17 protein-coding genes are annotated in these 21,743 nt (G+C 37.4%); 1 reads left to right on the forward strand and 16 read right to left on the reverse strand.

Going from position 1 to position 21,743, the window contains the following annotated elements; all coding sequences use genetic code 11:
• Positions 1 to 32: 32 nt before the first annotated feature.
• From yhaM to CKK03_RS10175, 5 genes are all read right to left on the reverse strand, one after another.
• Positions 33 to 977 (reverse strand): 3'-5' exoribonuclease YhaM, encoded by a 945-nt coding sequence (gene yhaM, locus CKK03_RS10155; RefSeq protein WP_099362468.1) that lies wholly within the window; start codon positions 975 to 977, stop codon positions 33 to 35.
• A gap of 79 nt (positions 978 to 1,056) precedes the next feature.
• Positions 1,057 to 4,074, reverse strand: coding sequence for an ATP-binding protein (locus CKK03_RS10160; protein WP_099362469.1), 3,018 nt, complete (start codon positions 4,072 to 4,074; stop codon positions 1,057 to 1,059).
• 4 nt (positions 4,075 to 4,078) lie between these two features.
• Positions 4,079 to 5,311, reverse strand: a complete 1,233-nt coding sequence (locus CKK03_RS10165; RefSeq protein WP_099362470.1) for a metallophosphoesterase family protein — start codon at positions 5,309 to 5,311, stop codon at positions 4,079 to 4,081.
• A gap of 150 nt (positions 5,312 to 5,461) precedes the next feature.
• Complete coding sequence (locus CKK03_RS10170; protein WP_099362471.1) at positions 5,462 to 6,715, reverse strand: ABC transporter permease; 1,254 nt, start codon at positions 6,713 to 6,715, stop codon at positions 5,462 to 5,464.
• A complete protein-coding gene (locus tag CKK03_RS10175) occupies positions 6,708 to 7,607 on the reverse strand; it encodes an ABC transporter ATP-binding protein (protein ID WP_099362472.1) in 900 nt (299 codons plus the stop codon). Before CKK03_RS10175 ends, CKK03_RS10170 begins: the two co-directional genes overlap by 8 nt.
• 159 nt (positions 7,608 to 7,766) lie before the next feature.
• On the opposite strand from CKK03_RS10175, the gene CKK03_RS10180 reads away from it, so the two are divergent.
• Positions 7,767 to 7,949, forward strand: a complete 183-nt coding sequence (locus CKK03_RS10180) for a YhzD family protein (RefSeq protein WP_099362473.1) — start codon at positions 7,767 to 7,769, stop codon at positions 7,947 to 7,949.
• Positions 7,950 to 8,022: 73 nt separating this feature from the next.
• Here the strand turns inward: CKK03_RS10180 and CKK03_RS10185 are convergent, their stop codons facing one another.
• From CKK03_RS10185 to CKK03_RS10235, 11 genes are all read right to left on the reverse strand, one after another.
• The gene (locus CKK03_RS10185) at positions 8,023 to 8,811 is read right to left on the reverse strand and encodes an enoyl-CoA hydratase (protein ID WP_099362474.1); all 789 of its coding nucleotides are present in this window, start codon (positions 8,809 to 8,811) and stop codon (positions 8,023 to 8,025) included.
• Between the two features lie 977 nt (positions 8,812 to 9,788).
• Positions 9,789 to 11,408 carry a long-chain fatty acid--CoA ligase gene (locus CKK03_RS10190; protein WP_099362475.1) on the reverse strand — a complete coding sequence of 540 codons (1,620 nt, stop codon included), beginning with the start codon at positions 11,406 to 11,408 and terminating at the stop codon, positions 9,789 to 9,791.
• A gap of 53 nt (positions 11,409 to 11,461) precedes the next feature.
• Positions 11,462 to 12,601 carry an acyl-CoA dehydrogenase family protein gene (locus CKK03_RS10195; protein WP_099362476.1) on the reverse strand — a complete coding sequence of 380 codons (1,140 nt, stop codon included), beginning with the start codon at positions 12,599 to 12,601 and terminating at the stop codon, positions 11,462 to 11,464.
• A 368-nt stretch (positions 12,602 to 12,969) separates the two neighbouring features.
• Entirely contained in the window at positions 12,970 to 14,613 is a 1,644-nt protein-coding gene (locus CKK03_RS10200; protein ID WP_099362477.1) for a M20/M25/M40 family metallo-hydrolase, read from the reverse strand.
• Positions 14,614 to 14,756: 143 nt separating this feature from the next.
• The gene (locus CKK03_RS10205; protein ID WP_180271218.1) at positions 14,757 to 15,413 is read right to left on the reverse strand and encodes a GntR family transcriptional regulator; all 657 of its coding nucleotides are present in this window, start codon (positions 15,411 to 15,413) and stop codon (positions 14,757 to 14,759) included.
• Positions 15,414 to 15,463: 50 nt separating this feature from the next.
• Positions 15,464 to 16,645: an aminotransferase A gene (locus CKK03_RS10210; RefSeq protein ID WP_099362479.1), complete on the reverse strand. Its 1,182-nt coding sequence runs from the start codon at positions 16,643 to 16,645 to the stop codon at positions 15,464 to 15,466.
• A 147-nt stretch (positions 16,646 to 16,792) separates the two neighbouring features.
• On the reverse strand, positions 16,793 to 17,140 hold the full coding sequence (locus CKK03_RS10215) for a cupin domain-containing protein (protein WP_099362480.1): 348 nt from the start codon (positions 17,138 to 17,140) through the stop codon (positions 16,793 to 16,795).
• A gap of 12 nt (positions 17,141 to 17,152) precedes the next feature.
• Positions 17,153 to 18,436, reverse strand: coding sequence for a TRAP transporter large permease (locus CKK03_RS10220; RefSeq protein WP_218962803.1), 1,284 nt, complete (start codon positions 18,434 to 18,436; stop codon positions 17,153 to 17,155).
• The gene (locus tag CKK03_RS10225; protein ID WP_099362481.1) at positions 18,433 to 18,912 is read right to left on the reverse strand and encodes a TRAP transporter small permease; all 480 of its coding nucleotides are present in this window, start codon (positions 18,910 to 18,912) and stop codon (positions 18,433 to 18,435) included. Before CKK03_RS10225 ends, CKK03_RS10220 begins: the two co-directional genes overlap by 4 nt.
• Positions 18,913 to 19,002: 90 nt before the next feature.
• Positions 19,003 to 20,025: a DctP family TRAP transporter solute-binding subunit gene (locus tag CKK03_RS10230; protein ID WP_245864084.1), complete on the reverse strand. Its 1,023-nt coding sequence runs from the start codon at positions 20,023 to 20,025 to the stop codon at positions 19,003 to 19,005.
• Positions 20,026 to 20,498: 473 nt separating this feature from the next.
• Positions 20,499 to 21,698 carry an ornithine--oxo-acid transaminase gene (locus CKK03_RS10235; protein WP_099362618.1) on the reverse strand — a complete coding sequence of 400 codons (1,200 nt, stop codon included), beginning with the start codon at positions 21,696 to 21,698 and terminating at the stop codon, positions 20,499 to 20,501.
• Positions 21,699 to 21,743 lie beyond the last annotated feature (45 nt).

Genomic DNA, 21,743 nt, shown 5'->3' on the forward strand with positions numbered 1-21,743 from the left:
ATTAAAAATGTGAGTCGAGTTTTTTTGATTATTTATTTATGAAAAGTTGGTTTATAGAAACTTCGATTATCCAATGCAAAAACACGGTCTGAGAATTCGCCTGGTTTTACACGTTCTAATGCACGATCCAACATATTCATCTTTGCATCGAGGTTATCTATATAATGGAGAATTTCCGCTTCCTTAATCATCGGTGGCTTAGGGCTTCCCCATTCTGCTTTTCCATGGTGGCTTAAGATAATATGCTGCAATACCGTAACTTCTTCACCTTCAACACCAAGCTCTTTTGCCGCTTGTCCGATTTCATTTACCATAATTGAAATATGGCCTAATAAATTTCCTTCTACTGTATAAGTTGTTGAAATAGGGCCTGAAAGCTCGGTAACTTTGCCTAAATCATGCAAAATGATCCCTGCGTACAATAAGTCTGTATCAAGTGATGGATATAGATGAGCGATTGCTTTTGCTAAGTCAAGCATTGAGACAACATGATAGGCTAAGCCAGACACGAATTCATGGTGGTTTTTGGTTGCTGCTGGATATTCATAAAACGCAGCTTGATGCTTTTTCAGTAAATGTCTCGTAATTCTCTGGATATTCGAGTTGTTCATTTCAAAAATATATTGTGTGATCTTTGAAGCCATCTCATCCTGCGGTACGGGTGCAACTTCAAGAAAATCGGAAATAGTCACCCCATCTAAATCAGTTATAGGTCGGATATTTCTGATTTTCAACTGATTTCGTCCTCGGTAGCTATTAATTTCACCAGCAAGTCTTACGATTTGTTGAGCAGCATAGTTTGCCTCATCTTCAGGTGTTGCATCCCAAAGTTTCGCCTCAATTTCTCCACTTTTATCCTGAAAAACTAAAGTTAAGAATGGTTTTCCATTACTTGCAATGCCTTTAGTTGATGATTTAATAAATAAATATACGTCAACCTGTTGTCCCACCTCATAATGTACAATGCCCTTCACCATATTTTCTCCCCCTGCTTATCTATTTACTCTCACTTCTATTAAAATGAGGACTATGAAAATAACAAATTTCTTACAAAAATTATAGCATACTTTTATGGTTTTCTATGATACCCTCGTTACCTAGTATAATAGGTTTGACTTCACCAAATCCTTCCAAAACATGTTGATGACAAGTAAATAGGAGGACTTGATTTTCTCTTGATAGCTCTTTAATTAACGAGATGGCATTTGATAAACGGCCTGAATCAAAATTAACAAAGCTATCATCAATAATAAATGGAAATGATTGACTGGGATGCATCGTATTAGCAAGCGAAAATCTGAGCGCAATGTACAATTGCTCTGAAGTGGCCTGGCTAAGTTCATTCGGCTTATAGCGTACACCCTTATCATTCTCGACAATAAAACCATCTACTTCATTGTCAAGGTAAATTCTTTTGTATTTCCTATCTGTGAGAATAGAAAAATAATGCTCAGCCCTTTTCATTACCTTAGGTAAGCGGAGCGTTCGATAGTGGTCAACAGTTTTAGCTAGTATATCTTTTGCAACTGCTAGTGTTGCCCAGTTTTTTGCGTAGTTTTTTACTAACGAATTACTTGCCTCATAAGAATAAAGTAAATCTGCATAGGTTCCACCTTCTTCTAGTTCTTGTATTCGGTGGTTTATTGCTGACAGTTGACCTTGCCTTTCTTTTTCAATTGCCTGAAGTCGAGTGATTTCAGCTGACATCTCCTCAATTAGAACTTCATAATTTGTTTCTATATTACAAATCTTAACTAATTCTCCAAAGCGTTCGAGTTGCGCTAAAAGGAGATTCATTCGTTCTTTAAGTTCTCGTGCGGTTTCGTTTGCTTGTCCCTTTGCCCGAAACTCTTCTTCATTCGAAATTTTCGCGATATCCCAAAGAACTTGAATTTCCTTTTGAAGATGTTCGATTTCCATAGTAAGCTTTACAATCTGTTCTTCTGAATCCTTTATTTTCGCATCAATCTGTAAAAGCTGTTCATATTTCTTTTTTTCTTCTTGTAATAGGACCGCCATCTGGTCAACTTTGATGGAACTTTGGTCTTCTATGTTTATCTGTTTTGCAACTGTATAAACTTTAGATTGGAAGTTAGAAATCTCATTTTGAAGCTCTACTTTTGCTTTAGTAAGCTTTTGTTTATTTAATACTTTCTCCTTGATGGCTTCAAGAATTTGAAAAGCATCCAATAATCGTTCATTTGAAATTTGCATTGGAAGTCCATATGTTTTCTTGATGTTTGTAGCTTTTTCCTCCAAGGCGAACCCAGATTTCTCCCATTCCTCAAAGTCTTTAAATACCTTATCTAATGCACGTTCGTTTTGAAGATGTGATGCTTTTTCAATTTCAATCTGCTGCCTTGCATGCGTATCACGAATAAGAATTGCTGTTAGCTCTTCGTGATCTGAATAGTTGCTATGTGTTAGTTGCTCTTTAATAGCCTCCAGTTTTTTCAGTAGTCTTTCTCTATCTTCCTGGAATTCATGAATGAATGAGGAAGACATTTGGGAGGTTACTGTTTTCCCAACTGGCCACATGAGAACACCTAGGACAGTTAATATCCCACCAATTATCCATTCTTTTGTAACATAGAAATAAATCGAGATGATTAATAATATAAATCCAATTCCATAAAACAATCGAGTATACTTGTGTTTGTTTTCGGATTCCTTTGATGTCATTCTTTGTATTTTTTGATCGATTCTTTTTACCTCTTCCTCAATCAACAGCTTTTCACTTTCTAGGTTATCCCTCGAAGTATATTGCCTTTTCTTTTTTTCATAACGTTTTCGTTGATCCTCTGGGAGAACCTGTTGCTTTAAGTCACTTAACTTTTGTTCGCTATGCTCTAGCGCTTCTTTTACTTGCGTAAAGTTATTATCTAAGAAATGCTTCTTTTGCCTATGTCGTACAGTTTCAGAAACAATTTCAGAAAACATATCTTTTGCAGTAATTCCTAGATTTAATTTCAAAACATCTGTCTCTGTTAATGAAAAATTAATTCGATCTATTAGTTGATTTAATTCATCTTCTATCTCTTGAAGTTCTTTAGAAACGAGCTTGAATCTGTTTTCTTTTTCAGTAAATAGGCTTTTATTTTCAACCAATTCCAAAATCCGTTGTTCGTTTTCAATGTATTGTTTGGCAAATCGGATTTTATTTTTTTCCTTGTTCCATTCTAGAATTTGGCCATTTATGGCAGTTAATTGTGCCTGATACGGTTTTATCTGCGCATGCAGTTGTTCTAAGCGTTTCAGCCCATCCTCGGGGTAAGGCTCAAACGCTGGTAAACTTTGCAATCGATTTTGTAAGGTTTGGTATTCTTCTACGATTGGTTGAATTGATTGTAGTTTCTCTGATTCTTGAATTTTTTGCTTTATAGAATTTTTCTGGGAATCATAGGATACAAGTTCCTTTTCGATCTGTTGTTGTTCGTTCAGCAGAGATTCATATTCACTATTTTTTTCCTGCCACCTCGTAACTTTTGCATGTTCCTCCTTTATTCGGATAAGTTCCATATTAAGTGGTGGATTCTTTCCTTTTGGTTTATATAAACCGTCCATTTCCTTCACTAATTTATTTTGTAGTTCAAGTAAGGCGTCTGTTCCAACTGTCCCCGCAGAAAATAAAAATCTTCCTACATCCTCACTCTTTAAATTATGTACACCTTGTAGTCCATGAATATTAAAGGAATAAATATTTTGAAAAAGATTTTTATCCATTCCTTGGAAGAGCTCTGAAATAAATTCTTCTCCTTTGACAGTTCCATCTGGCATAAATACAGATACGTCTCCTGCAGCCTTTCCTGGCAATCTTTCAATCATAATTGCTCCATATTCGTCGGTTTGGAGAATGAGCTTTCCACCGTATTTGGTACCTGTTTTAGGGATATAACGTTGCTCATTTTGTTGTTTCGTAGGAAATCCAAATATAGCGCTATGTATAAACGACATAAGCGTTGATTTTCCGGCTTCATTTTGACCAAAAAAGACCTGAACATTTGGGGAAAAGTTTCCAAGTTCCAAGTTATCCAGTTTTCCATATCCATAGACCTGAACACCAATGATTTTCATACCGTCACCTCCTATTGGAAAAATAGAGTTCTCGTAAAATTAAGTTCTCCGCATCGTGAAGTATTTCCTGTAGTTCTTCACTTGTAAAAGTATCAATATGCCTTCGAAAACTTTGATTGTTCCGTAAAGGGAGTAGTGCTTGATCAAAGTCTTGATAGGTTTCCATGTTTTCCAATAAATCACCAATAAAATGAGAATCCTGTTTTAATTTTTGACGATTGATTTCTATTTGGAAGTTTTGTTTAAGTCCTACCACATAAACAAAATTCTTTTCTTCTATATCATCGTTTAGAAGAGATAAGAGATCTGCTTTTATAGCATTTTCTTGAAGTTGTGCATGCAGTGGTCCGGTTCCTATATATTCAATCGTTACAAATAAGCCTTGGGTTTCTTTACGGAGGGAATCAAGATGGGAAAGTGATCTGTCAACAAGTTGGTCAAAACTAGTAAGCTCAGAAATATCGATAGTCGTATTTTCCCAAATTAAATCCGATGTTGGAAAAAATGTATATTCTGTTTTAGCTTTTGAAAGCTTTACAAGATAACCACCCTTTTCACCTGTTTCCTTTTTATGTCTACCTTGAATATTGCCAGGATAAATAATAGGAGGGTCTTCAGCTAAAATCTCCCTTGTATGAATATGTCCAAGAGCCCAGTAGTCAAATCCTTTTTGCTGGAGATCTGATAGCAAAAACGGCGCATAACGGCTATGGGAACTCTCCCCTTCTTTACTTCCATGTAAGATGCCTATATGATACGTGGCACCGTCTTTCTTTTCATAGAATTTAGTTTTGTTTTCGAGCACAGCTTTTTGTGCATAGCTAAACCCATAAATATTCGCAACGGTTTCTCCATCTTTTATATAAGGAATGACCTCGACATTTTCATTTTGTAACACATGGACATTGCTTGGCCATTCAAAATGTGGCCAATTTCCACCAAGATGGTCATGGTTCCCATGGACGATAAAAGCTTCTATGTTATGATCTTGAAGTCGTTCCATTTCCTTACGAAATCGTGATTGTGCACGAAGGCTTCGGTCTTCTCCATCGAATAAATCACCGGCGATGATGATAAAATCAACCTTTTGCTCAACCGCAATATTAATTAATCTAGCTAAGGAGGTAAAAGTACTATCTTGTACACGTTTAAAAACTTTCGTTGGCAGATTGGTTAACCCTGAAAACGGGCTGTCCAAATGTAAATCCGCAATATGTAAAAAAGTAAGTGCATCCATTAAATAGCTCCTTTAGACTCATTTACCTATATTCTATCACCTACTTGATGCGAATGCACGTTCTTATTTATATGAATTTATCAGGTAATTAATAGGTTTTAAAACAAATTAAAAACCGAGGGGAATAACCCTCGGTTTAATTCTGGTAGCTTATTTATCATTCTTTGTAAGTTGTAATGCTTTTTTGATGTCTTTGAAGGAGGAAGATTTACCGTACATAAGAACTCCTCCGCGGTAGACTCTAGCTCCAAATATCGCTAATAAAGTAATTGTTAAAACAAGTAGCCCAATTGATAAGGCAATTTCCCAGGTTGGAAGTGTTAGCATGCCAACTCGAAGGAACATAATCATTGGTGCGAAAAATGGAATATAAGAAGTAATTGTAATCACGGATGATTCTGGTTTTGTTAGCCCAAACATTGCAATCATAAATGCAGCTACGATTAACAAGGTCATCGGTGTGATCATTTGTTGAACATCTTCAATTCGACTTACTAGAGAGCCTAAGAAGGCTGCAAGTGTTGCATATAAGAAGTAGCCCAAAATGAAGAAAACACCAGCATAAACAAAGGTTGATACTGGTAAATCGCCAAAACCAAACACTTCAAAAAATCCGCCTTCCATTCCACTCATGCTTTGCTTCAAAGAGCCATATCCAACTAATAAAATCACAGCAAATTGAGTTAGACTCAATAGTGCAATTCCAAGAATCTTACCGAACATTTGCTTAATCGGAGAAACACTTGAAATCAAAATTTCCATAACACGAGATGATTTTTCAGTAGCAACCTCCATCGCTATCATATTTGCATACATGATGACTGCAAAATAGATAACAAATAAAAGGACATAAACTAAACCACGTGCTTGATTAAGTTCTTCTTCCGATTTTGCATTTTCTTCAAGGGCCACTTTATCAAATTGGGCCGGTGCATACAATTGATTAATTTGATCTGGAGTTAATCCCGCTTTTGTGGTTGCAATTGTCACCTTCAACTGTTGAAGAGCCTGTTCAAGTTGCCCAGTGATTTCTGAATCAGTTATCGATTTTGCTTTATAAACTCCCTCTGGTAGACCCTCAGAAGTTTCAGTTAGGATAAGATAACCGGTTAATTCTTCGGCTGTAACCCGTCCTTGCGCATTCTCTTCTGACCCTTCCATTTTTTCAATGACGATATCACTAGACATTGCTGTTAAAGTCTGTTCATAGGCTTGATAAAGATCCTCTGACTCGCTTAGAACCGCTACATGGTTTGTTTCATCTTCATCAAATTTTTCGATGATGGTATGAATATTTGCCAGACCAAAGATAATGAGTGCAGTTATCAATGTCGTAATAATAAATGATTTTGTTTTTAATTTACTCACATATGTGTGAAAAAGGATAATCCAAAACTTATTCATAAGAAGCACCTACCTTTTCGATAAAAATATCATTCAAGGAAGGTTCCTCTAATACAAACTTTCGAACAAAGCCTTTTCCCGCTATAGAATCTAGTATTTTTTGTGAAATTTGTTCACTTTCAACCTGTAAATGGAGGCCCTCCGCAGTTTCCTTCGCTCTTGTTACACCTGCTAATGTTTTTAAATGACTAATATCAAAATCGGCATGCACAATTACATTTTTCTTTCCAAAAGAACGCTTAATTTCTTTTAGAGAACCATGTACAACTGGTTTACCATGATGCATAATGCATAAATGCTCACATAATTCCTCAACATGTTCCATCCGGTGACTTGAAAATACAATTGAGGTTCCTTCATTTTTCAAATCCACAACGGCTTCTTTTAGAAGCTCTACATTCACAGGGTCAAGGCCGCTGAATGGTTCATCAAGAATTAGTAGCTTCGGCTTATGAATAACAGATGCAATAAACTGTATTTTTTGCTGGTTCCCTTTTGATAATTCCTCAACTTTTTTCGTTGCATATTCGGGAACCTTAAATCGCTCTAACCAGTAATCAATTTGTTTTAAAATATCCTGTTTTTGCATACCACGTAGTCTCGCTAGGTACACAAGTTGCTCACGCACCTTCATTTTTGGGTAAAGTCCTCTTTCTTCTGGTAAGTACCCAATCATGTGGCTAGTATCATAATTAATCTTTTTTCCATCCCAACTAATTCGGCCATCACTGGCATCTAATAATCCGAGAATCATCCTGAATGTTGTTGTTTTTCCTGCCCCATTGGCGCCTAAAAAACCAAACATTTCACGCTCAGGAATTTCGATTGATAGGTTATCTACTGCTGTAAAGCTACCGAATCGTTTTGTCACATTTTCTAGCTGTAATGCCATTTCGACTCCTCCTTCTCCTGTTGTTTTTTACGAATGAGTTAGGAAAAAGTTTCAAAAATGATCATAACACATTTATTTATTGTTTTTATTGCGCTGAAACTTGCAATCAATTACACTTTAAATATCTGAATTTTAACTTTATTTATGGGGGACTCTGACATGAACTATGTGTTAACAGTATTTGATAAAACGGGAGAAAAGTTACTAGAAGAAACCTTCGAAGCTTCTACTGAAAAAGAGGCAAAGGAGACTGGCGAAAGAATTCTGAAGGAAAAAAACTTTTTAGAATCGACACATCGCTGCACAAGCTCCGCAGGAAAATTAGTGTTATTTCATCGTTAAGCAAGTACCAATTCTGGGTACTTGTTTTTATTTATTAAAAAAATCCCGTTGTGTTTCAACGGGATTTTCTTCATTATTCACCTTTAAAAATTGGCTTTCTTTTTTCTAAAAAGGCTTGAATGCCTTCACGGTGATCCTTTGTGTTTCTCATTGCATACTGTCCGTGTTTTTCTAATTCCAATATTTTTTCAAGCTCTGGTAAGTGCATTTGATTGTAGATAGACTTCGTTTGAATCATGGCAAGTACAGGTTTCTTTTTCCACTTTTTCACCTTATGGATGACCGCTGTTTGCAGTTCTTCCTCTGCAACCTCATCAATTAATCCAATATGTAGAGCTTCTCCTGGTGATAATGGCTTGCCTTCCCAAATTAAATGTTTTGCTCTTGCTTCGCCAAGTCTTTTTTCAAGGAAGAAATGTGCACCGCCATCAGGAATGAGGCCGATCCCGATAAAGTTCATAGCTAATCTTGATTGTCGATCGGCGATGATGTAATCAGCACCTAACGCAAAGCTTAATCCAAGCCCCGCAGCTGGTCCATTGATTGCACTGATTACTAGTTTTGGTAACAAGTAGAGCGTTTTCATTATTTCTGAAATAAGTTCCATCACAGGTGCAAAAGCACTTTCGTCAGTGGAACTTAACATTGTTTTAATATCTCCTCCAGCCGAAAAGCTGCGTCCACTACCAGACAATACAAGGATATCCACTTCATCGTTGGCAGCTACTTCTTTTAAACTATGTAAAATTTGGTTAAGCATTTCAATATCCATTGAATTCAGTGCTTCTGGGCGATTAAGAGTAAGGTAGGCTACTCGCTCATCCATATGAAGAAACACTTTTTCTACTTGTTCGATTGCCATTATAAAGCCCCCTTAGTGGTGTTTCTACTATTATATAATTATATTACTTTAAAAGAAACCGTTTTCAACAAATTAATAAGGTCATCCAAAGTTTGCTGGATGACCCTTTTGTGTGTTAGTTGTCTCCGATTTTATGCAGGCGCGAACCTCTTTACAACGTTTGCGAGTTCGACATCTCCTAGTTTTATCTAGGTGCGAACCTCTTTACTTTGTTTGCGAGTTCAATTTCTCCTAGTTTTATCCAGGCGCTGACCTCTTTACTGTGTTCGCGAGTTCGGCATCTCCTAGTTTTATCCACTCTTGAGCCTCTTTACCACGTTTGCGAGTTCGCCAACTCCTAGTTTTATCCAGGTGCGAACCTCTTTACTGTGTTCGCGAGTTCGCTATCTCCTAGTTTTATCCAATTTCGAGCCTCTTTATCACGTTTGCGGGTTCGACACCTCCTAATTTTATCCAGGCGGGAACCTCTTTACTGTGTTCGTGAGTTCACCATCTCCTAGTTTTATCCAATTTCGAGCCTCTTTGCCACGTTTGTGAGTTCGTCATCTCCTGGTTTTATCCAATTTCGAGCCTCTTTAGCACTTTTGCGGGTTCGGCATCTCCTATTTTTATCCACTCTTGAGCCTCTTTACCACGTTTGCGAGTTCGCCAACTCCTAATTTTATCCAGGTGCGAACCTCTTTACTGTGTTCGCGAGTTCTCTATCTCCTAGTTTTATCCAATTTCGAGCCTCTTTGCCACGTTTGCGAGTTCGGCATCTCCTAGTTTTATCCAACTTCGAGCCTCTTTACCACTTTTGCGAGTTCGGCATCTCCTAGTTTTATCCACTCTTGAGCCTCTTTACCACGTTTGCGAGTTCGCCAACTCCTAGTTTTATCCAGGTGCGAACCACTTTACTGTGTTCGCGGGTTCGCTATCCCCTAGTTTTATCCAGAGGCACCTCTTTACACTATTTGCTGTCGAGTTCCCCTACATGTTTACTTAACTTGTGATAGATGGTCTTTCAGTTGGTCTCGCAGGGCTCTTTTCAGGAACTTGCCTACTGATGTTTTCGGGATTTCGTCCATGAAGATGATGTCATCTGGCAACCACCATTTCGCAAACTGTGGCTTTAGAAACTCAAATAGCTCTTCCTTTGTGGTTTGGTCCTTTGCAGCATCTTTTAACACTACACATGCAACTGGCCGTTCTTGCCATCTTTCATGCGGTACTGCAATAACCGCTGCTTCAAACACTGCCTCATGGGCCATAAGTGCATTCTCAATATCAACAGAGGATATCCATTCTCCACCACTCTTGATTAAATCCTTTGTTCGATCAACAATCTTCACAATTCCTTCTTCATCTACTGTGACTACATCTCCGGTATGCAACCACCCATCTCGGAACGCTTCATTTGTTCGCTCATCCCTATAATACTCATCAGCAATCCAATTTCCTCTTAACAATAGCTCTCCCATTTCTTTTCCGTCATTGGCAACTTCTCCATTTGCCCCTACTACCTTCATTTCAACTAGGGGGACGATAGACCCTTGTTTTGAACGAATTTCTAATTTTTCTTCATCTGAAAGATCATTTTGATAGCTTTTTAGACGAGATAACACAACAAGTGGCGTTGTTTCTGTCATCCCATAAGCATGGATAAACGGGATTTTGTATTTTGATTCAAACGCTTGGATGAGTCCCTTTGGAGCAGCAGAACCACCACATAAAATACGAGTTAAACTGCTTGTATCGTAATTGCCTTGCTCTAGTTCATTAAGAAGCCCAAGCCAGATTGTTGGTACACCCGCAGTTATTGTTACCTTCACGGAATCTATTAATTCAGCTAATACCTTTGGAGTAAAATAGGGTCCTGGCATAACGAGAGTGGTTCCAAACCACACCGCCGCAAAAGGTAGTCCCCAGGCATTTACGTGGAACATCGGAACAACTGGCATCGCAATATCACTTTCCGTTAATCCTGAACTATCAGCTAGACCGAGTGCCATACTATGTAAGACAAGTCCTCGGTTTGAATAGATAACCCCTTTCGGATTGCCTGTTGTTGCAGATGTATAGCACATCCCTACCGGATCATTTTCATCAAGGTCTTTCTTAAATTGGAATGTAGGATTACCTTCATTTACAATTTTTTCATAATGATAAAGTAGTTCTAAGTTTGATTCAGGCAATTCATCCTTATCAGTCATAATGATGAACGCTTCAACTGTTTTTAATTGATCCTTAACCTTTTCTAATAACGGTAGTAGATCTTCATCAAAAAGCAGTACCTTATCTTCAGCATGATTGATGATGTAGACTATATGCGCGGGTGAAAGGCGGATATTGATGGTATGAAGAACTGCACCAATACCAGGTATCGCAAAATAAGCTTCTAGATGACGATGATGATTCCATGCAAGTGTTCCAATACGGTCACCTTTACTGACCCCGATATTGTCAAGGGCACTTGATAATCTCCTTGTTCGTTCACCTATCTCTTTATAAGTATGAGTTACAATACCAGCTGAAGTTCTCGAAACAACGGTTTTCTTTGGAAAATACCTCTCTGCACGCTCGAGCATTGATGATACTAGCAATGGTACATTCATCATAATCCATTCCCCCACTTCAAACTAATTTAAAAAATCAAGTTACTCTTGTAAACTTATAGCCCCATATTTTTTGCGATTATCGATTTCATAATTTCATTTGTCCCTGCATAAATCGCTGATACTGGTGTGTCACGATACCGTCTCGCAATCTCGTATTCCTCCATATATCCGTATCCACCGTGTAGGTGCATACATTCAGCTGCGACTTTTTTTGCCAAATCGGTTAACCACCACTTTGCCATGGAAACCTTTGTCACCACATCCTTTCCTGCGATATGTTTCTCAATCAAATCATCTAAAAAGGTTCTGCCTATTTCAACTTCAGTTGCCATCTCTGCAAGTCTAAATTGAATATGTTGGAATTTACTAATCGACCTCCCAAAAGCCTCGCGCTCTTTAACATATTTCAATGTTAGCTTTAGCATTGTCTCAGCTGCAATTTGAGCGGATATTGCAACAATTAGTCGTTCTTGCTGGAGCTGCTGCATTAAGTAATAAAAGCCCTTCCCCTCGATTCCAATAAGATTTTCAGCAGGAACAATTGCATCTTCAAAAATCAGTTCTGCCGTATCTTGTGCGTGGAGTCCAACCTTATCGAGTTTCCTTCCCCGAGTAAATCCAGGGGTATCTTTTTCAATTGCTAACAAACTAATTCCTTTATGTTTTTCTTTCGGATCTGTTTTACAAACAACAACGACTAGATCCGCATGAATGCCGTTTGTTATAAATGTTTTCTGACCGTTTACAATGTATTGATCGCCCTTCTTTACAGCAGTCGTTTTAATTCCTGCCAAATCCGAACCAGCACCTGGCTCTGTCATCGCTATTGCTGTAATCATTTCACCTGATATACATGTTGGCAGCCATTTTTGTTTTTGTTCCTCTGTGCCATATTCATTTAAATAAGGGACCACGATATCACTATGAAGACCTATTCCTATCATGCTTGCGCCAACTCGTTCAAGCTCTTCGTTAATGACGACAGTATAGCCAAAATCAGCATTAAGGCCTCCATATTCTTCATCAACCCATGGACATAAAAAGCCATTCTCTCCCATTTTTGTCCAAAAAGAACGAGGGATTATCCCGTTTTTTTCCCAATCTTTATAAAAGGGATATGCTTCCTTTTCAAGAAACCTTTGAAAGGCATCTCGAAATATATGATGCTCTTCTTGTAAATAACGTGCGGTCATTATTATCCCTCCTAGTAATAAGGGTTTGTTTTTATCAATGTATGTTCCATGATGGGTAAATATAATGTGGTATTTTTGTGGAAGTCTAGTCTAATAGAAACAAGTTAGAAAGCGTTTACATTTTAATGAAAAGGAGTCTGTTAACTTTATGAGTTCCAGTACTTGAATAATTCCTCATTTTACAGAAAAATCCTCCTTTTTGAAAAAAAAGACCTAATCCCCACATATTAAGTTTTAAGTATAAAAAAAGACCTAATCCCCACATATTAAGTTTTAAGTATAAAAAAATACCTATAGATAAAACACAATTTTTCAAGTGTCCTATCTATTGGTACCATATTAAAAGTTAATATTTATTTTATATATTCCTATAAAGAATTAGTAATAGAGTTTTGACTAGCACCTGCCGAATTTGAAATATGGCGGATTAACCCCTCTACAAGAGAGGGTACCTCTTCAAAAGCACTCTTCATATGAAGGCGTTCCGTTCGCTTGTGGGCATCTTTGCCGAATGGGCCGATATTCAATACGGGTGCCTGGAGTTGTTTCATTTCCTCAAATGGGATGCTGTAGTTCCCACCCCAAACCGGTGTATTGGAGATGAAAGAAGTCCAGCCTTCACCTTCTTCCTTGTAGTTCACGTAACTAAGATCGCTTATGCCATTGAAATAGTGAACTTGCTTTACTGGTAATGCAAACTTCTCCATGCTATGTGACTTGACATAGTCTACACATTCAATGATAAAATCACAATCAGACGAATTTACAGCAGGATAATATGGAGGTGCATATAGTAAAACCATCGCCGGTGAAAGCTCTTGACACTCAATCATAAGTGAATCAACAATTTGGAAGGATTTATCACGATCACTCCACTCGTTATTCCCGAGAATCTCGGTCTTAACTGATTCAACAAAGTCTTGGCCAAGTTTCCGAATAGCGTATTCTAGTAGTTCCTCATAGCGGTAAACACGAATTTCTCCTACAGGCTTCACACCCTGAGTTGAACAGATTTTTTGATAATCTTCGTTACAAGACTTTGCAGCATCTCTTGCAATTCCTTCAAAAATATCCATAATTTCTGCTGCATTTCGTTTCATTAAAAATACGTTGTACAACGCGACTGCACGGAATGGCGTCTGGGTTGAGTACTCCATTTTCAAATCCTTTTGCTGCAGCGTCACAGGTAGTGGAGTCTTCTCCCCCATCACCGTTTCCTGAAGTTTGGCGTTCCACTCCATTTCCTTTGTCATGAACGAAGCAATATAGTTTGCCGTAATACCACTAAGTGGTTCACCTACATGGGTTTCACGTCCGTATAAAAACACAGACGGCATAATTTTACCGATAGATCCTGAGTAAATATAATAATTAGGGTCACCTGGTTGCTGACTAAATACCGGCTCACCGTTTAAGAAAAGCTTATAATTGAGGTCATGTTGTTCACGCATTTCTACTAACTTCGACACAGCTGCTCGCATTCCCGAAGAATTAACCTCTTCATCTGGGACAGTTAATAGAACAAGATTAATTGGCCATTTTTCTGTAGTAGCCTTTTCAATTACCCCCATATGCATGACAAGTCCCATTTTCATATCCATCGTGCCTCGTCCAAATAAATACTCACCAGAAAGAAGATCCTTTTGTACATCCTCAGGCAAACTGTCGATTCGGCTATGAAGTAATTGTGTTAATTCCTCTGGACGAAAGGCAAATTCCTCTATATCACCGTATTCCTCCGTAAAAACTGTATCAAAATGGCTAATAAGTACAATTGTTTCCTCTGCTTCAGGGTGTTTGTATAAAGCGGTTACAAATTTTCTGCCAAGATCGGCATCATGAAGACCAAGATGAGATGGATTCTCTTGAAAATACGGCAGACTTTTCAGTTTTTCTGAAACTTTAGCGGGGAAATTCCTTTCTCCCGCTGTGAGTGTCCTACTATCCCAACTAACGACCTCGCATAATAATTGGCGAAGCCCTTCTTTTGATGCCCATTGATATTCTGTCATTTCCTTTTAACCCCTTTTTAATTATTGTATTTGCATTTGTATTTGTATACAATAAACATGTAAAAAAATGACTTTTTGTTTTAAAAATGTGCAAGAAGCTCCAGTATGTTTCTTTTTAACTAGAGCGTCTTGGCCGTGTGATGTTATTCTTCTTTAGCAGTAAGACCAAGTCGATTGGATATATTTTTTATATGATTAGCCATACATGTTGCTGCTTCTTCTGGGTCTTTTCTTTCTAGAGCGGTTATAATTTGAAAATGTTCTTCAATGGCCTCAGTCGCACTCATTCGTATTGTATTTGTTAAAATTATATACCTCTGCATTTGAATGCGAAGAGAATTAATAAATTCCTTTAATTTATGATTATTTGTGAACTCGGCGAGATAGCTGTGAAATTGGGTATCCAAATTTATAAATTGGCTAAAATTCTTTTCGACGATACTTTCCCGCTGTTGAACACATATCTCTTTTAAAAATTCTAACTGCTCAGCATCAATCGTTATGCAGGCAAGTTTAGCTGCTAAAGGTTCCAGCGATGCTCTCAAAATCTGATAGTCTTGTGCTTCTTCTATTGAAATTGCTCGAACTCTAGTCTGTTTGTTTAATCCCATCTCAACCAGACCTTCATATACTAGCCTTTTTAGAGCTGTACGAATAGGAGTCCGGCTTATCCCCAGTTTTTCTCCTAAATGTTCTTCTGTTAAATATTCCAAAGGTTTTATTTCATTATTGATAATGGCATTTTTAATCACATCATATGCTTGATCAGATAATGAACCAGCAGATTTCAGTTTTTGCATCATAATCCCCTTTTTCATTTAAAACGTTCCTTTTACCATACTTCATCTTATTAATATTTCTCTACTGTTCTGTTTTTCATAATGCTATCCAGAAATAGCTCTAATCTGTCTAAAGCTTCTTGTAGCATTTCCATAGAGGCTGCATAAGAAATTCTGATAAATCCCTCACCAAACTTGGTAAATCCATTACCCGGAACAACAGCAACTTTTGCTTCTTGTAATAGCTTTAACGAAAAATTTTCTGAAGTCATATTTGTGCTTTTTATTGAAGGAAAAACATAAAAAGCACCTTCTGGTTTTATAACATCAAGTCCCATCTTCATTAAACGGTCACAAACATAATCTCTTCTTTTCCTGTATTCTACAGCCATTTCGTTTGCGTCATTTATTCCATTTGTGAGTGCTTCAATTGCTGCATACTGGCTAATTGTGCTTGCACAAACTGAATTATAAAGATGAATTTTTAGCATTTCTTCAGATAAATAAGCTGGTGCAAAGGTAAAACCAATTCTCCACCCTGTCATCGAATGAGACTTTGCAAGACCATTAATGACAATTGTCTTTTCTCTCATTCCAGGGATAGCAGCGATAGAATAATGCTTTTTGTCGAAAGTCAGCTCACTGTAAATTTCATCTGAAACTATGAAAATATCCTTTTCCATTAGAAGACTAGCAATTTCATTCAAATTTTGTTCATCTAACACGCTTCCTAATGGATTAGATGGAGAGCAAAGAACCAAACAGCGTGTTTTTTCCGTAAGTTTGCTTTTAATCAATTCAGCATTAAGCTTAAATTGATCCTGCGTCACATCAATATATACTGGAACAGCGCCGCATAATTTGATGAGCGGTTCGTAACCTGGATAAATAGGAACTGGAAGAAGGACTTCGTCTCCCTCTCTCAAAATAGTACGAAAGGCTGTATCAATTGCCTCAGTCGCCCCGTTCGTTACAATGATTTCCGTTTCTGCATCGTATTGTAGGCCGTATTTATGATTCACAAAGTTACTTGCAGCTTGTCTAAGGTCGATTAACCCTGCGTTATGAGTATATGCTGTTAAATTCTGTCTTATTGCTGAAATCCCTGCTTCTTTTATATGCTCAGGAGTGCTAAAATCAGGCTGTCCAAGAGTTAGGTTAATAGAATTAGGATAGTCGGCAACCATATTAGAAAATTTTCTTATACTGGGAACCTGAATATCCGTAACCCTTTTATTCAATAAAATATCCATCGTTATCCCCCTTTTTACTGTTACACGTGAATAGCAATAATCCTTAAGTAGGTAGGAGTTGCACTCACTTCATGTTGACCCTTTTCAAAATCTCCAGTCAGATTTCACTAGCCTCAATTACCTTCATGAAATTTTCCTTCGTTTTCCCTACCTTTCAGGGTAAACTACCGCGATGATTTCCATTTCTTCATCATTCGGATTTTCCATTCCATGACCATGGCCAGCTTCCATCATGCACGCATCGCCTGCTTTAACAGCAATGCGTTCTTGGTTATTCCTTATGAAAAAGCCCTTCCCTTTCGTCACATAGTATACCTCGGCCTCACCATGATGTTCATGGAACCCAATTATTGTTTGTGGTTTCAAAACAACCTTGGCAAAAAGAGAAACATTACCCATCGTTTCATCTGAACCAAAGATTTCATATAACTCAATGGTGCCTTCTCCTCCACGTGGATTTTCAATAATCTTTTTTTTCTCTGTTTTTCTAATCAATTGATTCACCTTCTATCTGAACAGTGCTGGCATAAATGTTGAAATAGCTGGAACGAATATAATCAACAATACAAAAATAATTAAAATTCCAATTACATGCAATACATATGGGAATGTATGCTCAATTCCCATTTTACGGTCAGTGATACTACATCCGGCAATTAAGGACAGACCAACTGGCGGTGTCACATTTGCTAACGCAAAGTTCATGCACAATACCATTCCGAAGTGAATTGGGTCGATGCCATACTGCATCGCAATCGGCATAAAAATCGGACTCAACAATATAATTAATGAGGTTACTTCAGTAAGCGTACCTAAAATGAACAGAATTAATGAAACAACCAATAAGAATTGAAGTGGAGTATGGGCATACTGCAAGAAGAATTCTGAAATCATTGCAGGGATTTGATTTGTTGTTAACACATATGTAAATGCATTCGCAACGGAAATAATAATTAATATTGTTGCTGATGTCGAAGCTGAACTGACCATGATTTGCTTAAACTTTTTATACGTTAATTCTTTATAAAACAAGGACAAAATAAAGCCATATACTACCGCAACAACGGCTGCTTCGGTTGCTGTGACAAGTCCACTAAATATCCCAGCAAGAATAAATACCGGAGTCATTAGCGGGAAGAACGCTTCCTTACAAATGTTTAAAAACTCTTTTCCACTAATTTTTTCTTGGTGGATGACCCCGAAGTTTTTACGTTTAGACATAAAGGCAACGTAAATACATAAAAGAATAACAAGTATAATACCAGGTAAAAATCCGGCAAGAAATAAATCCCCAATGGAAATATTAGCTGTTATGCCAAGGATAACCATTGTTATACTTGGAGGAATAATTAATCCTAAGACACCAGAAGGACCAACGATACTTGCAATAAAGCCTCTGCTGTAGTTTTGTTCTTTCATACGAGGCACAATAACAGATCCTACCGCATATGTTGTCGCAACAGTTGAACCTGACACGGCACCAAATAAGGCACTAGTAACAACTGCCGTCATACCAAGTCCCCCTGGCAACTTACCAACTAGAGCATTTGCTAATCCCATCAAACGTTTCGTTAAACCACCTTTACCCATGATGTTTCCTGCTAGGATAAATAATGGGAGGGCAAGATAGGAGAAGTTGTTAACACCAGCAAACATTCGCTGCACCATCATTTCTAATGACACATCGGTTAATACCAGCATACCAATCGTTACAATACCCATCGTAAACGCAATTGGCATACCTAGAAAAAGGAAGAAAAAGAAAAGTGCTAAAATCGTAATGATCATCATAATTCAACAATTCCTCCTTTTTTAGAAGAATCAAACATATTAAGTATGATGAAATAGATGGAAAAGATCGAACTAATCGGTATCATGATATAAAATAGGCCCATAGGTATCGTCAATGTGGAAGATGTCGAGCCCCATGCTAATATAGAAAGTCGGAATCCATAGACCATCAATACACCGAAAAAGAGGATCATAGTGGAGTGAATAAATATACCAACCTTCTTGCTAATAATTTTTGGCATCATATCAACTAAGAAGTCGACAGATAAATGTATCTTTTCATACATGGCTAAGCTACATCCTAAAAATGTTAGCCAAATAACCATCAGTCTTGCCAATTCTTCTGTTCCAGGTAATGAAATTCCAACATATCTTGAGATAACCTGGATAAAAACAATAGCTGTTAAGCCCGTAATCATAATCATACAAAGCGTAGACAACAACTTAACAAGTATATTGGTTAATTTAGTAATCATAGAATGGCTCCTTTAGTTAATACTTTTTCCTATGGAAAATAATTCTCCCTGTTCAGATCTTTATGACCCAAACAGAGAGAAGGTTAATCCTTAATATCCAGAAGCTGCTCTGTAAATGTCCATTAACTCAGTACCAAATACTTCTTTTTCCCATTTGTCATAGACTGGTAGCATCGCTTCACGGAATGCTTTCTTATCAACATTATCATTGACCTTCATTCCACGTTCTTTGAGTGTGTCAATGTATTCTTGTTCTTTAGAATCATTTACAGTTCGAACTTCCTTAGAAATTCTATCTGCTTCTGCTAGAATAATTTCTTGATCTTCTGCTGAGATTTTTTCCCAAACATCAGTATCAACAACCATCATTACTGTATTGTAGAAGTGACCAGAAAGTGATAGATATTCTTGAACTTCGTCAAACTTAGCAGCTACGATATTAGAAAGTGGGTTTTCTTGTGCATCAACTGTACCTTGCTGCAATGCACCATATAGTTCGCTGAATGCCATAACAGTCGGAAGTGCCCCAACTTCTTCAAAAGTGTCTACACGAAGTTCTGTTTCAGCCACACGAATTGACATACCTTTCATGTCTTCTGGATTAACAATTGGCTTCTGGTTATTTGTGATGTGTCTAAAGCCCCACTCAAGATAACCAATTTTTGTCATACCTTCTTCTTTCATCACATTTCCTAGGTATTCTCCAAATTCACCATCATATGCAGCACGCGCATGTTCAGCATCTGCCCACATGTATGGTAAATCCTCAATCGCCATTGTCTTATTTAGGTTTTGCATAGAACCAATCATGATTGCACCTGATCCCATGGTTCCTAATTTTATTTGCTCTAACATTTCTACTTCGGAACCTAACTGGCTGTTCGGGAAAACTTTAAACGCGACTCGTCCCTCTGTTTGTTCCTCGACATTCTCAGCCATTTCTTTAATTAATTCAGCAGCAGGAGTACCTTCAGACAATGCATGTCCAAGTTGTATTGTCGTAGGTTCAGCACCACCACCTTCACCATTCGATTTTTCAGCATTACTGCTACAGCCAACAAGAATAAAAGCAAATAATACCGATAAGCATAAAAATGATATAATTTTGTTCACTAATTTGACCTCCTTCTAATATTTTTTATATTTCATAGTTTTCCAACACATCAATTTGCCTTTACATTGTTTAGATACCAATTAGACAATATTTCATTGCCATTACTGAATGTAACTGCTTTCATTCCGTGATGGTCAACTATAGAAAACAACAAGGATTACATTTTTTCTTATTATTCAAAATATTTTTAATGGAAAATTTTATAAAAAAAAAACAATGTGCCAAGGAACAAACATGTGAAGCAAGTATTTATACAAAGTCTACTAAATTACCAATATCAATATACGGTACACTGTATACAGTATACCGTATACACTAAGTGTTAAACTTAGTTATAAATATACGTTATATAAAAAATGACGTCAATACAATTATATAAACAATTAAAATATTCTATATTCTCCTAATATTCGCCCCAGTCCCCTAATTGGCAACACGTTATCTTTATAAAAAAAAAGAATTCCCGTTTACATTAAGCTAAAACTTTGCTAATTTTTTCAATTGCCCAATCTAATTCCTCTTTACTAATTACTAATGGAGGAGCAAAACGAATAACTGTTTCATGAGTTTCTTTACATAAAATGCCTTCTTCTTTTAATGCTTCGCAATATAAGCGTGCAGGCTCTGTAAGTTCTACACCGATAAACAAACCGCGACCGCGAACCTCTTTAATGATTGGGTTATTAATTTCATTTAACTTCCCCATGAAATACTTACCAAGTTCAAGAGAACGATCTGCTAGTCTTTCGTCAATTAGTACATTCATAGAAGCAACTGATACAGCACATGCCATTGGGTTTCCACCGAATGTTGAACCGTGTGATCCAGGATTAAATACGCCAAGTATGTCTTTGCTAGCAACTACACAAGAAATCGGGAATACCCCGCCACCTAGTGCTTTTCCTAAGATAAACATATCAGGATTGACATCTTCCCAGTCACATGCAAACATTTTACCCGAGCGAGCTAATCCGGCTTGAATTTCGTCGGCAATAAAGAGAACATTGTTTTCTTTACATAATTCTGATGCATTCTTTAAGAATCCTTCAGGTGGAATCACAATTCCAGCTTCACCTTGGATAGGCTCAACTAGGAAAGCTGCTGTATTTTTCGTAATAGCATTTTTCAAAGCCTCTATGTCACCAAAAGGGATTAGTTTAATACCTGGTAGCATTGGACCAAATCCTCGTTGGTATTCTGCTTCAGAGGAAAGTGACACAGCCGTCATAGTTCGACCATGAAAATTACCCACACACGCAATAATCTCAGCCTGATTTTCAGCTACACCTTTTACATCATATGCCCAGCGACGTGCAGCTTTAATCGCCGTTTCAACAGCTTCAGCCCCTGTATTCATAGGTAGAGCCATTTCTTTCTTTGTTAAATTACAAATCATTTCATACCATGGGCCAAGCTGGTCATTATGAAATGCACGAGAGGTTAATGTCACACGATCAGCCTGATCTTTTAACGCCTGAATGATTTTTGGGTGGCGGTGCCCCTGATTAACTGCAGAATAAGCACTTAACATATCCATATATTTATTGCCTTCAGGATCTTCCACCCAAACTCCTTCAGCTTTTGAAATTACAACCGGAAGAGGGATATAATTGTGTGCACCAAATTTTTCAGATTGCTCTATTAATGTTTGTGATTTTATTGTTTGAGTCATCATAATATTCTCTCCCTACGAGATCTTGAGTTTAATAGAAAGTAT

The sequence above is a fragment of the Fredinandcohnia onubensis genome (genome assembly GCF_002734215.1).
GTDB classification, from domain to species: Bacteria; Bacillota; Bacilli; order Bacillales; family Bacillaceae_L; genus Ferdinandcohnia; species Ferdinandcohnia onubensis.

Bases quoted from the DNA above. Each gene is read 5' to 3' on its own strand.
- yhaM (WP_099362468.1), bottom strand. From the start codon at position 977: ATGGTGAAGGGCATTGTACATTATGAGGTGGGACAACAGGTTGACGTA.
- CKK03_RS10160 (WP_099362469.1), bottom strand. From the start codon at position 4,074: ATGAAAATCATTGGTGTTCAGGTCTATGGATATGGAAAACTGGATAAC.
- CKK03_RS10165 (WP_099362470.1), bottom strand. From the start codon at position 5,311: ATGGATGCACTTACTTTTTTACATATTGCGGATTTACATTTGGACAGC.
- CKK03_RS10170 (WP_099362471.1), bottom strand. From the start codon at position 6,715: ATGAATAAGTTTTGGATTATCCTTTTTCACACATATGTGAGTAAATTA.
- CKK03_RS10175 (WP_099362472.1), bottom strand. From the start codon at position 7,607: ATGGCATTACAGCTAGAAAATGTGACAAAACGATTCGGTAGCTTTACA.
- CKK03_RS10180 (WP_099362473.1), top strand. From the start codon at position 7,767: ATGAACTATGTGTTAACAGTATTTGATAAAACGGGAGAAAAGTTACTA.
- CKK03_RS10185 (WP_099362474.1), bottom strand. From the start codon at position 8,811: ATGGCAATCGAACAAGTAGAAAAAGTGTTTCTTCATATGGATGAGCGA.
- CKK03_RS10190 (WP_099362475.1), bottom strand. From the start codon at position 11,408: ATGATGAATGTACCATTGCTAGTATCATCAATGCTCGAGCGTGCAGAG.
- CKK03_RS10195 (WP_099362476.1), bottom strand. From the start codon at position 12,601: ATGACCGCACGTTATTTACAAGAAGAGCATCATATATTTCGAGATGCC.
- CKK03_RS10200 (WP_099362477.1), bottom strand. From the start codon at position 14,613: ATGACAGAATATCAATGGGCATCAAAAGAAGGGCTTCGCCAATTATTA.
- CKK03_RS10205 (WP_180271218.1), bottom strand. From the start codon at position 15,413: ATGCAAAAACTGAAATCTGCTGGTTCATTATCTGATCAAGCATATGAT.
- CKK03_RS10210 (WP_099362479.1), bottom strand. From the start codon at position 16,645: ATGGATATTTTATTGAATAAAAGGGTTACGGATATTCAGGTTCCCAGT.
- CKK03_RS10220 (WP_218962803.1), bottom strand. From the start codon at position 18,436: ATGATGATCATTACGATTTTAGCACTTTTCTTTTTCTTCCTTTTTCTA.
- CKK03_RS10225 (WP_099362481.1), bottom strand. From the start codon at position 18,912: ATGATTACTAAATTAACCAATATACTTGTTAAGTTGTTGTCTACGCTT.
- CKK03_RS10235 (WP_099362618.1), bottom strand. From the start codon at position 21,698: ATGACTCAAACAATAAAATCACAAACATTAATAGAGCAATCTGAAAAA.